Origin of the sequence: Thiohalophilus sp., from assembly GCF_034522235.1 — a bacterium.
GTDB lineage: Bacteria > Pseudomonadota > Gammaproteobacteria > UBA6429 > Thiohalophilaceae > Thiohalophilus.
In genome coordinates this window covers 1,291,263-1,305,655 of record NZ_JAXHLN010000003.1, presented here as the reverse complement: position 1 = coordinate 1,305,655, position 14,393 = coordinate 1,291,263, and the positions used below count along the sequence as shown (strand labels likewise).

Here is a 14,393-nt window from a genome sequence, read left to right as displayed (position 1 = left end):
TGAGCGCCTCCTGTTCCTAGTCAAACCACCAACCGAAACCGGTCAGAATCATCAGGCCCACCACCATCAACCAGACGATAGTGATCGGAATAAAGACCTTCCAGCCCAGACGCATGATCTGGTCATAGCGATATCGCGGGAAGGTGGCGCGGAACCATAAATAAAAGAACAAGAAAATAGCCGTTTTAATCAGCAGCCAGTGGACACCGTGTCCCAGTAACCAGCCGATACCGATGATTTCAAACCAGGCCTCGGGTACCCAGCCTTCAAACGGCGACAACCAGCCGCCCAGGAACAGCACCGCGGCCAGGACCGAAATCAGAATCATGTTGGCGTATTCGGCCAGGAAGAACACGGCGAATACCATGCCCGAGTATTCCACATGAAAACCGGCTACGATTTCCGATTCCCCCTCGGCCACGTCAAACGGGGCGCGGTTGGTCTCGGCCACGCCGGAGATAAAATAGATCACGAACATCGGCAATAGCGGCAGCCAGAACCAGTGCAGCGGACTGCCGGCCTGGGATTCGATGATGGTGCCGATATTCAGACTACCGGCAGCCATGACCACCGTGACCAGCGCAAAACCCATGGCGATTTCGTAGGCGACGATCTGCGCGGCGGAGCGCATGGCGCCCAGCAGCGCATATTTGGAGTTGGAGGCCCAGCCGGCGATGATGACGCCGTACACCCCGACCGAGGTAATTGCCAGAATATACAACAGACCGGCATTGATATCCGCCAGTACGTATTCCGCATTGAAAGGAATCACCGCCCAGGCGGCCAGGGCCGGCCCAATAGACAGAATCGGGGCAATCACGAACAGCACCTTGTTGGCGCCGGTGGGAATGATAATTTCCTTGAAAATCAGCTTGAGCGCATCGGCAATGGGCTGCAGCCAGCCGCGCGGACCGACCCGGGTCGGTCCCATGCGCACCTGCATGGCACCGATAATCTTGCGCTCGGCAAAGGTCAGATAGGCTACCGCCAGCATCAGCGGGCCGACAATCATGACGACCTGCAACAAAATCAGCACCGCCGGCTGGGAAAACCACCAGACCGTGAAATCGGCAACTGATTGATATGTTGAATTAAGCCATTCCATTTGTTTCGTCTTAACCCCGTTGCAATTCAATCGGCCCATAGGCGCGGGTCAATGTTTCGCTGCCGGCGACGCCATAGGGAATCAGCACACATTGCGCGGGTACCGCCTCGTCAATCACCAGAGGCAAACGCACTTCGCTGTTGTCCTGTCGTACCAGAACATACGCCCCATCACTGACCCCGGCCTCATTGGCGGTTTGCTCATTCATATAGGCCGCCGCGGCAATGGCATCGACCGAGTCCTGAAGCGGTTGCGCCCGACGCACCAGAGAATCCACCGCATAGATGGGCAAGTGCCCGATGCGCTGTAAACCGGAACCAGACGGTGCCAGTTGCGGACATTGCCAGGCACTTTGATTGTCCATGGGCGGCTGGCCGCTGATACCCCGCAGCTCGTCGCGCACCTCCTCGGAGGTCACCTGGTCGAAGCCGTCAAACTCAAACAGATTGCCCAGCACGCGCAGAACCTTCCAGGCGGGCTTGGCTTCCTCCACTGGGTCGACCGCGGCAGAGAAACTCTGCCAGTTACCCTCGACATTAATAAAGGTTCCCGACATCTCGATAAACGGGGTTATTGGCAGGATGACATCGGCACAGGCTTTGAGACTGTCACTGACGTAAGGCGACAGCGTCACCACAAAATCACTCTCCTGCATGGCCTTGAACGCCTGACTGCCATAGGCCGAGTCGAATTCAGGCTCGACATTCAGCAACAACATGGCGCCCTGGGGTTGTGAAAGCATCTCGCCGGCGTGGCGTCCCGGCGAAGCAAGCGTTTCGCCACCGGCCTGACGATGCGGCACGGCACCGGCCAGCCAGGCGCCGGCGCTGTTGGCCCCTTCGGTCAGATAACCGAACTTCGCGCCGGCCAGACGTCCGATCAGTTCGGCCAGATTCTGCAGTTCGCCGAATTCGATCTGACCCATGGCCTGTGTCCCAAGCAGCACGAGCGCGTTGTCGGCACTGTACAGGTGTTTGGCGATCGCCAGATGATCATCGTGGCTGGTGATATTTTCCAGTTTGGCCCCCAGATCCGCCGGGGCCGATTCGCCGCTCAAGGTCAGCAATGCCCTGGCGATCCCGGCCAGGGTTTGTGGCATGTTAGCCGGTGCGGTCACAATGGATTCGGCCAACGGGAAGTTGACATCATAGTCGATCGCGTTGACCGACATGATGTTGGCCCCGTTGAGGGCCGCCTTGCGCAGCCGATGGGCGATGATCGGCTGGTCCTTGCGCACACAGGAACCGATTAATAATCCCGCCTCGATCTGTTCCAGTTCGGCAATCGTGCAACCCAGGGAGGGATAACGCGATGCTATATCACTCTGGGAGAAATCGAGCTGACGCAGTCGGTAATCAATATTGTGACTCCCCAGACTGCGCAACAGTTTTTGCAGCAGATACATCTCTTCCAGGGTCGCACTGGGCGAGGTCAGCGCGCCGATCTGTTCACTGCCACTACCCTGTTGCACCGTTTTGATGCCCTCAACGGCGTAATTCAGCGCAATCTGCCAATCCACCTGCCTCCATTGATCGCCCTGTTTGATCAGGGCATGACGCGTCCGTTGTTCGTGATACAGACCGGTATAACTGAATCGATCCCGATCCGACAGCCAGGTCTCATTGATGGCTTCATTCTCGCGTGGCAGGACACGCATTACCGTATTACGGCAAACTTCCACTTCCAGGTTGGAACCGACACAATCGTGCGCGGCAATACTGTCGCGTTGCTGATTTTCCCAGGGGCGGCCACGATAACGATACGGTTTGGAGGTCAGCGCCCCGACCGGGCAGAGATCGATCACATTGCCGGACATCTCTGAAGAAACAGCGCTCTCCATATACGTCCCGATTCGGACATCCTCGCCCCGTCCGTAGGCGCCCAGCTCCATGATGCCGCCGATTTCCTGACCGAAACGCACGCAACGGGTGCAATGAATACAACGCGTCATGTCGGTGGCGATCAGGGGGCCGATATTCTTGCTCGGCACCACGCGCTTTTTCTCGGCAAAGCGCGACACATCCTTGCCGTAGCCCATCGCGATGTCCTGCAGATCGCACTCGCCACCCTGATCGCAAATCGGGCAATCCAGTGGATGGTTGATCAGCAGAAACTCCATCACGCTCTTTTGCGCCTCGAGAGCGAATTCGGACTTGGTGAAGACTTTCATGCCCTCGGTGACCGGCGTGGCGCAGGCGGGCAGCGGCTTGGGCGCTTTTTCCACTTCCACCAGACACATGCGGCAGTTGGCCGCCACCGACAGTTTCTTGTGATAACAGAAACGCGGAATGGTGATCCCGGCCTCATCAGCCGCCTGGATCACCATCGTGCCCGGCGCCACCTGAAGCGGCATTCCGTTGATTTCAATGTTGATATCGTCTGACATTCAAGCGTTGCCTGTTAACGTTATGAGCGTCCACCGACCAGGCATTTGCCATGATCGATGTGATACTGAAATTCCTCGCGAAAATGCTTGAGAAAACTCTGCACCGGCATTGCCGCCGCATCCCCCAGGGCGCAGATAGTTCGCCCGGCAATGCGCGAGGCGACATCATCTAGCAGTTCCATATCTTCCTGTTTACCCTGACCGTGTTCGATGCGATGTATCACCCTCGACAACCAGCCGGTGCCTTCGCGACAGGGTGTGCACTGGCCGCAGGACTCTTCGAAATAAAAGTGTGACAGCCGCGCCAGCGCGTCCACCATGCAGGTGGTTTCATCCATCACGATCACCGAGCCGGCGCCGAGCATACTGCCCGCCTTGGCCAGCGAGTCGTAATCCATGTCGGTGTCCATAATGATCTCGGCGGGCAGCACCGGCACCGAGGAGCCACCGGGAATCACGCCCTTGAGCTTGCGTCCGTCGCGCATGCCACCGGCCAGCTCCAGCAGTTTGGAAAACGGCGTCCCCAGCGGCACTTCGAAGTTGCCGGGGTTATTAACGTGGCCGGTGACACTGAACAGCTTGGTACCGCCGTTGTTGGGCTTGCCCTGCTCCAGGAACCACTGACCGCCGTGTTGCAGGATCACCGGGACCGACGCCAGGGTCTCGGTATTATTAATGGTAGTCGGCTTGCCATACAGCCCGTAACCAGCTGGAAACGGCGGCTTGAAACGCGGCATGCCCTTCTTGCCTTCCAGGGATTCCAGCAGCGCGGTCTCCTCGCCGCAAATATAGGCACCGGCACCCAGGTGATTGTGCAGCTCAAAATCAAACCCGCTGCCCAGAATATTCTTGCCCAGCAGGCCGGCGGCGCGGGCTTCTTCCAGGGCCGCTTCAACCCGCTCATAAGGCTCCCAGAATTCGCCGCGAATATAGTTGTAACCAACCGAGGCGCCGATGGTATAGCCGGCGATAATCATGCCTTCGATCAACTGATGCGGGTTATAGCGCATGACATCCCGGTCCTTGCAGGTGCCCGGCTCGCCTTCATCGGAATTACAGACGATATATTTCTGGCCGGGCGCATTGCGCGGCATGAAGCTCCACTTGAGTCCGGTAGGGAACCCCGCCCCGCCGCGGCCACGTAACGAGGAGGTTTTCAGCTCCTCGATAATCTGTTCCTGCGGCGTCTGCTCGGCGAGGATTTTTTTCAGCACCTCGTAGCCGCCGACACTGCGATAATTCTCCAGTGTCCAGGGCTTGTCGAGGTGCAGCGTGCGGAAGCAAACTTCATTTGCCATCTGTCACTCCCCCACCCGGTTGATTGTTATTGTAGTCATCATGTTCCGGTTTCAATCGAGGCCTTCGAGAATTTCATCAATACGTTGTGGTGTCAGTTTGCCATAGTAGTTGTCCTCAAGCTGGAACATCGGCGCATCGACACAGGCGCCGAGGCACTCCACTTCCTTGAGTGTGAAACGACCGTCATCGGAAGTTTCACCCAGACCGATACCCAGTCGTTCCTGCAAATGCTTGACCACATCGTCCGAGCCGCATAACTTGCAGGAGATATTGGTACAAACACAGATCTTGTGGCGCCCGACCGGCTCCAGTTCATACATGGAATAGAAGGTGGCCACTTCATAAACGGCGATCGGCGGCATCTCGAGATATTCCGCAGTCGCCTCGATCAGATCGTTATTCAAATAGCCCTTGTTCTGATCCTGTAAAATACGCAGTGCCGCCATTACCGCCGACTGTTTCTGATCCTCGGGGTATTTGGCAATCCACCGGTCAATTTCGGCGCGCGATTCGTCATTAATCAGGTGCAGTTTGCTCGCGGATTTTTTATGTTGCGCCATCATCGATCGATCTCTCCGAATACAATATCCATGGTGCCGATAATCGCCACCACATCCGCCAGCATATGCCCCTCGCTCATTTCGTCCATGGCGGCAAGGTGAGAAAAACCGGGGGCACGGACCTTCAGTCGATAAGGCTTGTTCGCCCCGTCGGAAACCAGATAGACACCCAACTCGCCCTTGGGATGCTCGATGGCGGTATAAACCTCGCCGGCCGGGAGCGTGTAGCCCTCGGTAAACAGTTTGAAATGATGGATCAACGCTTCCATGTCATCCTTCATTTCCTCCCGTTTGGGTGGAGTGAATTTGTGATCGTCGAGGATCACCGGACCGGAATTATTACGCAGCCACTCGATGCACTGCTTGATGATCCGGGTCGACTGGCGCATTTCCTCGATCCGCACCAGATAACGATCGTAGCAATCCCCGTTAACACCGACCGGAATGTCGAAATCCATCCTGTCATAAACTTCATAAGGCTGCTTCTTGCGCAGGTCCCATTCGATCCCGGAACCCCGCAACATCGGACCGGTAAAGCCAAGTTGCTGGGCGCGCTCGGGAGACACCACGCCAATGCCGACGGTGCGCTGCTTCCAGATGCGATTGTCGGTCAACAGCGTTTCGTATTCGTCGATGTTGACCGGAAAGCGCTGTACAAACTCCTCGATAAAGTCGAGCAGCGATCCGCTGCGCGCTTCGTTCAGTCGTTTGGTCTCGGCTTCGTTCTTGTACTTGCTGCTCTGGTACTGCGCCATCTTGCCGGGCAAGTCGCGATACACACCGCCGGGACGGTAATAGGCGGCATGCATGCGTGCGCCGGAGACCGCTTCGTACATATCCATCAGATCTTCGCGTTCGCGGAAGCAATACAGGAACATGGTCATGGCGCCCACGTCGAGTGCATGGGTACCCAGCCACATCAAATGATTCAGAATCCGGGTAAGCTCATCAAACATGACCCGGATGTACTGCGCACGTATCGGCGGTGTGATATCCAGCAATTTCTCGAGCGCCAGCACATAGCCGTGCTCATTACACATCATGGAGACGTAATCGAGCCGGTCCATGTAGGGAATGGTCTGGTTGTACGGCTTGCTTTCCGCCAGCTTTTCGGTCGCGCGATGCAGCAAACCGACATGCGGATCGGCGCGTTGAATCACCTCGCCGTCCATCTCCAGTACCAGACGCAACACGCCATGCGCGGCCGGATGCTGGGGCCCGAAATTCAACGTGTAGTTTCGGATCTCGGGCATGAATTACTCCTCTTCTTCCTGCAGCAGACGATCGGCATAACGATGATCGTCACGGATCACCCGTTGTTGGGCAACCCGCGGCTCGATACTGACCGGCTGGTAGACCACACGCTGTTTTTCCGGGTCGTAGCGCATTTCCACGTTCCCGATCAACGGGAAATCCTTGCGGAACGGATGGCCGATAAAGCCATAGTCGGTCAGGATGCGGCGCAGATCGGGATGGCCTTCATAGACGATGCCGTACAGATCGAAGGCCTCGCGTTCGAACCAGTTAGCCGAGGCCCAGACGTCCACCATGGATGGAATCACCGGCGGTTCGTTATCCAGCATAACCTTCAGACGCAGACGGTGATTGTGTTCAATCGATAACAGGTGATAGACCGACGCAAAACGCGCCCCCTGCCACTGCCCTTCGCCGCCATACTCGCTGTAATCCACGCCACAAACATCGATCAACTCGGCAAATGCGAATTCGGGATCATCACGTAAGGTCACAGCCACATCCAACAGTTTATGCCGGTCGGCAACGATCGTCAGCTCACCCCAGTCCACGTCACAGGACTGGATGCGATTGCCAAATTTTTCCCGGACCTGCTCGGCCAGTTGTTTATAGTATCTGGACATATATAAGGAATCAGCGCGCTATGGTGTTGGTTCTTTTTATTTTGTTCTGCAACTGCATGACGCCATACAGCAACGCCTCGGCCGTGGGCGGGCAGCCCGGGACATAAATATCCACCGGTACAATCCGATCGCAGCCGCGGACCACGGAATAGGAATAGTGATAATAACCGCCGCCGTTGGCGCAAGAGCCCATGGAGATCACCCAGCGCGGCTCGGCCATCTGGTCATAGACCTTGCGCAGGGCCGGCGCCATCTTGTTCACCAGGGTACCGGCGACGATCATCACATCCGATTGCCGTGGGCTGGGCCGGAAAATCAGACCCATGCGATCCATGTCGTAACGAGCCGCTGCGGCATGCATCATCTCCACGGCGCAACAGGCCAGACCGAAGGTCATGGGCCACATCGAACCGGTGCGCGCCCAGTTAATCAACCGATCAGCCGTGGTCGTAACGTAACCTTCTTTGAGTAACCCTTCTATTCCCATTCCAGGGCTCCTTTTTTCCATTCATAAATGAAGCCGATAACCAGAATCCCCAGGAAGATCGCCATGGCAACGTAACCGAACATACCAATGTCCTCGAGAACCACGCCCCATGGAAACAGAAATGCAATTTCCAGATCGAAAATAATAAACAGAATCGCAACGAGATAATAACGCACGTCGAACTTCATGCGGGAATCCTCGAACGCCTCGAAGCCGCACTCATAGGGAGAGAGTTTTTCACTGTCAGGACGGCTCGGCGCCAGGACAAAGCCAAGCACAATCATGACGACGCCGACGGTCAAACCGACAATCATGAATATGAGAACCGGCAGATAGTTCTCTAACATCGTTGTGCTCCTCCGCCGCATCCCGCAGTGGCTGCGGATGTATTTAAAACCGCCCCGTCGGACGATTTTGTTTATTATTGTTTTGCTCTGTGATCATCATTGATCAAAGCCGAACCAGTCTAGGCTAGCCGCAAACTTTGTGTCAAGTTTGTATAAAGCGCGAAAAACCTTGCATATCAAAATGTTAGCTTAATTTTAGGGGTCTATAAAAAGATTCAGGGGCTAGGGGCTAGGGGCTAGGAACTAGGGGCTAGAAAAAGCGCAGAACCGTAAAACTGGTAAAATCGCTAAAAGTGTCTAGAACTAAACTCTTTTCCTAGAACCTAGCCCCTCGCCCCTAGAACCTCACAAACAAAAAGGCCTCCCGGGCATGCGCCCGGGAGGCCTTTTTGTTTGTGTTGGTGCCGAAGGCGACGCACAGGGATGTGCGAATGCCGCGGGAGGCAGGATGCCGGGAGCGGCCGGACATCAAAACAGGGCCGGTTCGACCAGAAAAAAGCCGTGTATGCAACCCATGCACGGCCTTGATTTGAAAGATGGTGCCGAAGGCCGGACTCGAACCGGCACGGCTTACGCCACTACCCCCTCAAGATAGCGTGTCTACCAATTCCACCACTTCGGCAAGGATTTGCGGATCTACTCCGACTTCGGCACGTCCACCGGCGCGCCGTCTTCCGGAGCAGCCGATTCGGGCGCGGCCGGCACGGTGCTTTCCTGCGACTGCCGCTCGGCCTGATCCACGATGCTTTCGGGTTTGCTGACATCCCCGGCCAGGGTAAACAGCGCCAGGGACAGGCCGAAAAACAGAAACGCCAGCACCGCCGTGAAACGGGTCAGAAAGTTCGCCGCGCCACGCGAGCCAAACATGGTGCCCGAGGCGCCGCCACCACCGCCGCCACCAAACGCGGCGCCGGCATCGGCGCCCTTGCCCTGTTGCAGCAGCACCATCACAACCAGTGTCACGGCAACAATGACATGCAATACCAGAATAATGTTATACAACATACTTTCAGAGTCTCCCGGATTTATCCTAACCCGCTGCCTGGCAGATGGTCAGAAAATCCTCCGCTTTGAGTGAGGCGCCGCCGATCAGGCCGCCGTCGATATCCGGCTTGGCCAGCAGTTCGGCGGCATTGGCGGCGTTCATGCTGCCGCCGTATTGAATCCGCAAGCCTTCAGCGACCGCCGCATCGTGTTTGACAATCTGGCCGCGAATAAAGGCATGGACCTCCTGGGCCTGTTCCGGAGTCGCGGTCTTGCCGGTGCCGATGGCCCAGACCGGCTCATAGGCGATCACGCCGTCGGCCAGCGCCGTTACCCCGGCGTGCTGGATCACTGCGTCGATCTGACGAGCCACCACCTGTTCGGTGATCCCCTGCTCCCGCTCCTCGAGCGATTCGCCGACACACAAAATCGGCTTGAGGCCGGCCTGACGGGCCACTTCGAATTTCTCGGCCACCAGCGGGGCATCTTCGCCGTAGAGGCTGCGGCGCTCCGAGTGACCGACGATAACGTATTTGCAGCCGAAATCGAGCAGCATGGCGGCAGAGATTTCACCGGTAAAGGCGCCCTTCTCTTCCTTGCTCAGGTTCTGGGCGCCCCAGGCGATGGAGGTCCCCTCCAGCTGCAGCTGGACATCCGCCAGATAGACATAGGGAACACAGACGGCCACTTCCGCTGCTTTGACGTCGCCGATGCCCGCCTTGATCCCGTCCAGCAGGACCGTGTTATCCGTGCGCGAACCGTTCATTTTCCAGTTGCCGGCGATCAGTGGCTGACGCATGCCCTCTCCTTCTTCTCGTTCGGTTGACCTTATAAAAGAGCGCGAAAGCTTACCGTTCAGGCCGCAATAAATCAATGAAAAACCGGGTTATTTGGCGGATGAGAAGGGGTCAAGGCCCCATTCCAGGCGGTCCGTGGCGTAAGTGTCGGAGCGCGCTCAGCCGGGACCGAGCGCCCGCTCCACGACGCCGGCCAGCTCGTGTGCCACCCGCGTCACCTGGTCGGCATCCTGGCCCTCGACCATCACCCGCAGCAGGGGTTCGGTACCGGAGGCGCGCAACAGTACCCGGCCGCGGGTGGCCAGTTCCGACTCGGCGGCGGCCACCGCCGCCTGTACCTCGGGCGCGCCCAATACGTCGACCTTGCGGGCCAGGCGGACGTTGATCAGCTGTTGAGGGTACTTGTGCATGCCGGCCACCAGATCGGTCAGGCTTCGCCCGGACTCCACCACCGCCGCCAGCACCTGCAGGGCGGCCACGATCCCGTCACCGGTGGTGGTCTTGTCCAGGCAGATCAGGTGCCCGGAGCCTTCCCCGCCCAGTTGCCAGCCTTGTGCCTGCAACTGCTCCATCACATAGCGATCCCCGACCCTGGCCCGCGAGAACGGAATGCCGGCCACCTGCAGGGCATGCTCCATGCCCAGATTGGTCATCAGGGTCCCCACCACCCCGCCTTCCAGGCGCCGCGTGCGCTGACGATGGGCGGTGATCACGTACAGCAGTTCGTCGCCGTCGACGATCGCGCCCTGACTGTCGATCATCAACACCCGATCCCCGTCCCCGTCGAAGGCAATGCCCAGATCGGCGCCCTGCAACTGGACATTTTTCTGCAACCATTCCAGGTGGGTGGAGCCGCAACCGTCGTTGATATTGAGGCCGTCGGGATCGTTGCCGATCACCGTCAGTCTGGCGCCCAGTTCGGCGAAGACCTTGGGTCCAATCTGGTAGGTGGCGCCGTTGGCGCAATCGAGCACGATATGCAGGCCGTTGAGATCGAGATGCTCGGGAAACGTGCTTTTGCAAAACTCGATATAGCGCCCGGCCGCGTCGTCCACCCGGGTGGCACGGCCGAGTTTATCCGGTGCGCTGGTGACCAGCTCCTGGTCGATCATCGCCTCGATCGCCAGCTCCACCTCGTCGGGCAGCTTGGTCCCCTCGGCGGAGAAGAACTTGATGCCATTGTCCGGATAGGCGTTATGCGAGGCACTGATGACGATCCCGGCGCGGGCGTGCAGGGTGCGGGTCAGATGGGCAATGCCGGGCGTCGGCATCGGGCCCAGCAGACAGACATCCATGCCGGCGGCCGCCAGCCCCGCTTCCAGGGCCGATTCGAAAATATAGCCGGAGAGCCGGGTATCCTTGCCGATCAGCACCTTGCCGCCGCCATTGCCCAGCACCCGCCCGGCCGCCCAGCCCAGCTTGAGAATAAACTCCGGCGTGATCGGGAACTCCCCGACCCGCCCGCGGACCCCGTCGGTACCAAAATATTTACATGACATAAAACAACATTCCCCTTGCCGCCGGCACGGGCCGGCCAGGCCCTGTTTCAGCGATTATAAAGCAATCACCCCGCCGATACTCAGGCCTGTTGCACAGCCCGGCACATCGCCAGGGCATCGGCGGTCTCGCGTACATCATGCACCCGCAGGATGGCCGCCCCCAGCCAGCCGGCCAGGGTTGCCAGGGCGAGACTGCCCGCCAGGCGCTCTTCCACCGGCCGCTCACCCAGCAGTTTGCCGATTAACGATTTGCGCGAGACCCCCACCAGCACCGGGTAGCCGGTCTCGACAAAACGGCCCAGCTCACGGAACAGGGTCAGGTTATGCCCCGCCGTTTTTCCGAAACCGAAGCCGGGATCCAGAATCACCTTGTCCGGCGTAATCCCCACACCCTGACAGGCCTCTATCCGCTGCAGCAAAAACGCCAGGACCTCTTCGACCACATCCTCGTAATGCGGATTGGCCTGCATGGTCCGCGGCTGGCCCTGCATGTGCATCAGGCAGATCGGCACACCCAGTTCGGCCGCGGCTTCCGGCGCGCCGGGTTCCTGCAACGCCCGCACATCGTTAATCAGGCTGGCGCCGGCGGCCACCGCCGCGCGCATCACCGCCGGCTTGCTGGTATCCACCGAGATCGGGATGGGACTGTCGCGACGGATCGCCTCGATGACCGGAATCACCCGTGCCAGTTCATCCTCTTGTGAAACGGCCGGCGCGCCCGGGCGGGTAGACTCGCCGCCGATATCAATCATGTCGGCGCCCTCCTCGATCATTCGCCGCACCCGTTCGATCGCCGCCGAAGGCTGATTAAAATGCCCTCCATCGGAGAAGGAGTCCGGGGTCACATTGAGTATCCCCATGATCAGGGGCCATTGTTCGGGACTGAGATCTATCGCCATGCTTGATTCATTCCGGGTATCTGCTGCCGTAGTTTAACAACATTCGACGACGGCGACCGGCAAGCAAACCGGATCCATTCACGCGCCACAACCACCGGCTTGTCGAAAACGGCTCCTGGCGGGCGTTACATGACCGCCACTGGCAATCGTTGCCGGGCAAAACGAAAAACGCCCCGTCAAAACGGGGCGTTGATTGTACTTAACGGCGGGATGGCTCAGTGTTCACCGGCCGGACCGCCGATCTTGCCTTCCCCCTTGTCCGCGCGGGAGGGTTTCTTCTCCTCGTCATCGGAGGGGCTGTGCGGCGGCTCGTGATCATCCCAGTCGGCGGGCGGCGGTGGCTCGTTACCGCTCATGATGGCATCGATCTGCCGCTTGTCGATGGTTTCATACTTGATCAGCGCCTGTGCCATCAGGTGCAGCTTGTCCATATGATCGGTCAGCACCGTCTTGGCCCGCTGGTAGTTGCGATCGATGATGGAGCGAATCTCTTCATCGATAATATGCGCGGTCTCATCGGAGAGGTTCTTGTGCTGGGTCACCGAATGACCGAGGAACACCTCGCCTTCGTCCTCGCCGTAAGTCATCGGACCGAGGCGTTCGGACAGACCCCACTTGGTCACCATGTTGCGAGCGATCTCGGTGGTGCGCTGAATATCGTTGGAGGCACCGGTGGTCACGTGTTCGTTGCCGAAGATCAGCTCCTCGGCCAGGCGCCCGCCGAACAGGGAGGCGATGGAACTTTCCAGCCGCTCCTTGGTATAGCTATAGCGATCCTCTTCGGGCAGGAACATGGTCACACCCAGCGCCCGGCCACGCGGAATAATACTGACCTTGTAGACCGGATCGTGCGACGGTACGCTCAGGCCCACGATGGCATGGCCGGCCTCGTGATAGGCGGTGAGCTTTTTCTCTTCCTCGTTCATCACCATGGACTTGCGCTCGGCGCCCATCATGATCTTGTCCTTGGCCTTTTCGAACTCTTCCATACAGACCAGGCGCTTGTTGCCGCGCGCGGCAAACAGGGCGGCCTCGTTGACCAGATTGGCCAGATCGGCCCCGGAGAAGCCGGGTGTGCCGCGGGCAATCACCATCGGTTCGACATCATCACCCACCGGCACCTTGCGCATGTGGACCTTGAGGATCTGCTCGCGGCCCCGCATGTCGGGCAGCGGCACGACCACCTGGCGGTCGAAACGACCGGGACGCAGCAACGCCGGATCCAGCACGTCGGGACGGTTGGTGGCGGCGATCACGATCACGCCCTCGTTGCCTTCGAAGCCATCCATTTCCACCAGCAGCTGGTTGAGGGTCTGCTCACGCTCGTCATGACCGCCGCCCAGGCCGGCACCGCGATGCCGACCGACCGCATCGATTTCGTCGATAAAGATAATGCACGGCGCCTGCTTCTTGGCCTGCTCGAACATGTCGCGCACCCGCGAGGCGCCGACACCGACAAACATTTCCACAAAATCGGAACCGGAGATGGTAAAGAACGGCACCTTGGCCTCGCCGGCAATCGCCTTGGCCAGCAGGGTTTTACCGGTACCGGGCGGGCCGACCATCAGCACACCGCGCGGGATCATCCCGCCCAGCTTCTGGAACCTGCCCGGGTCACGCAGGAATTCGACCAGTTCCTGCACTTCATCCTTGGCTTCGTCACAGCCGGCCACATCGTTGAAGCGGATATTGACCTGATCCTCACCCAGCATGCGCGCCTTGCTCTTGCCGAACGACAGGGCACCGCGGCCACCGCCGCCACCCTGCATCTGGCGCATAAAGAAAATCCACAGGCCGATGATCAGCAGGAACGGGAACCAGGAGATGAATATCTGAGTCCAGATAGACTGCTCCGGCGGCTTGGCCTTGATGGTCACGTTATGCTTCATCAGGTCGCCGATCATGGCGGTGTTGTCTGTTTCAGGACTGAAGGTCTTGAAATTTTCACCCCCTTGAGTACGGCCGGTAATATTACGCCCCTGAATAGTGACTTCCATCACCTGGCCGCTTTTCACATCCTGCATGAATTGTGAATAGGGCTTTTCAGTCGCGGGAGTTGTCGTGCTCAGATTCTGGAACACCGACATGAGGATGATCGCCACGATCACCCACAACAGGATATTCTTGGTCAAGTCGTTCAATGGTCTACCTCA

General features: G+C 58.5%; 13 protein-coding genes and 1 tRNA gene. All 14 read right to left on the bottom strand.

The features are described 5' to 3' along the window. Positions 1 to 16: 16 nt before the first annotated feature. Complete coding sequence (gene nuoH / locus U5J94_RS09355; RefSeq protein ID WP_322565373.1) at positions 17 to 1,105, bottom strand: NADH-quinone oxidoreductase subunit NuoH; 1,089 nt, start codon at positions 1,103 to 1,105, stop codon at positions 17 to 19. A gap of 10 nt (positions 1,106 to 1,115) precedes the next feature. After that, complete coding sequence (gene nuoG, locus U5J94_RS09350; protein WP_322565372.1) at positions 1,116 to 3,491, bottom strand: NADH-quinone oxidoreductase subunit NuoG; 2,376 nt, start codon at positions 3,489 to 3,491, stop codon at positions 1,116 to 1,118. Between the two features lie 20 nt (positions 3,492 to 3,511). Further along, complete coding sequence (gene nuoF, locus U5J94_RS09345) at positions 3,512 to 4,789, bottom strand: NADH-quinone oxidoreductase subunit NuoF (RefSeq protein WP_322565371.1); 1,278 nt, start codon at positions 4,787 to 4,789, stop codon at positions 3,512 to 3,514. A gap of 51 nt (positions 4,790 to 4,840) precedes the next feature. After that, entirely contained in the window at positions 4,841 to 5,371 is a 531-nt protein-coding gene (gene nuoE / locus U5J94_RS09340; RefSeq protein ID WP_416223991.1) for an NADH-quinone oxidoreductase subunit NuoE, read from the bottom strand. After that, on the bottom strand, positions 5,350 to 6,603 hold the full coding sequence (locus tag U5J94_RS09335) for an NADH-quinone oxidoreductase subunit D (RefSeq protein ID WP_322565369.1): 1,254 nt from the start codon (positions 6,601 to 6,603) through the stop codon (positions 5,350 to 5,352). Before U5J94_RS09335 ends, nuoE begins: the two co-directional genes overlap by 22 nt. 3 nt (positions 6,604 to 6,606) lie before the next feature. Continuing rightward, positions 6,607 to 7,227: an NADH-quinone oxidoreductase subunit C gene (locus tag U5J94_RS09330; RefSeq protein WP_322565368.1), complete on the bottom strand. Its 621-nt coding sequence runs from the start codon at positions 7,225 to 7,227 to the stop codon at positions 6,607 to 6,609. Between the two features lie 10 nt (positions 7,228 to 7,237). Next, entirely contained in the window at positions 7,238 to 7,714 is a 477-nt protein-coding gene (locus tag U5J94_RS09325; RefSeq protein ID WP_416223982.1) for a NuoB/complex I 20 kDa subunit family protein, read from the bottom strand. Further along, positions 7,705 to 8,061 (bottom strand): NADH-quinone oxidoreductase subunit A, encoded by a 357-nt coding sequence (locus U5J94_RS09320; RefSeq protein WP_322565367.1) that lies wholly within the window; start codon positions 8,059 to 8,061, stop codon positions 7,705 to 7,707. Before U5J94_RS09320 ends, U5J94_RS09325 begins: the two co-directional genes overlap by 10 nt. 537 nt (positions 8,062 to 8,598) lie before the next feature. Beyond that, a tRNA-Leu gene (locus U5J94_RS09315) sits at positions 8,599 to 8,683 on the bottom strand. A gap of 14 nt (positions 8,684 to 8,697) precedes the next feature. Continuing rightward, positions 8,698 to 9,066, bottom strand: coding sequence for a preprotein translocase subunit SecG (gene secG, locus U5J94_RS09310; protein ID WP_322565366.1), 369 nt, complete (start codon positions 9,064 to 9,066; stop codon positions 8,698 to 8,700). Positions 9,067 to 9,091: 25 nt separating this feature from the next. Continuing rightward, the gene (tpiA, locus tag U5J94_RS09305; protein ID WP_322565365.1) at positions 9,092 to 9,844 is read right to left on the bottom strand and encodes a triose-phosphate isomerase; all 753 of its coding nucleotides are present in this window, start codon (positions 9,842 to 9,844) and stop codon (positions 9,092 to 9,094) included. A 156-nt stretch (positions 9,845 to 10,000) separates the two neighbouring features. Then, entirely contained in the window at positions 10,001 to 11,341 is a 1,341-nt protein-coding gene (gene glmM, locus U5J94_RS09300; RefSeq protein ID WP_322565364.1) for a phosphoglucosamine mutase, read from the bottom strand. A gap of 80 nt (positions 11,342 to 11,421) precedes the next feature. Further along, positions 11,422 to 12,240: a dihydropteroate synthase gene (gene folP / locus U5J94_RS09295; protein WP_322565363.1), complete on the bottom strand. Its 819-nt coding sequence runs from the start codon at positions 12,238 to 12,240 to the stop codon at positions 11,422 to 11,424. A gap of 215 nt (positions 12,241 to 12,455) precedes the next feature. Next, positions 12,456 to 14,381, bottom strand: coding sequence for an ATP-dependent zinc metalloprotease FtsH (gene ftsH / locus U5J94_RS09290; protein ID WP_322565362.1), 1,926 nt, complete (start codon positions 14,379 to 14,381; stop codon positions 12,456 to 12,458). Positions 14,382 to 14,393: the final 12 nt, after the last annotated feature.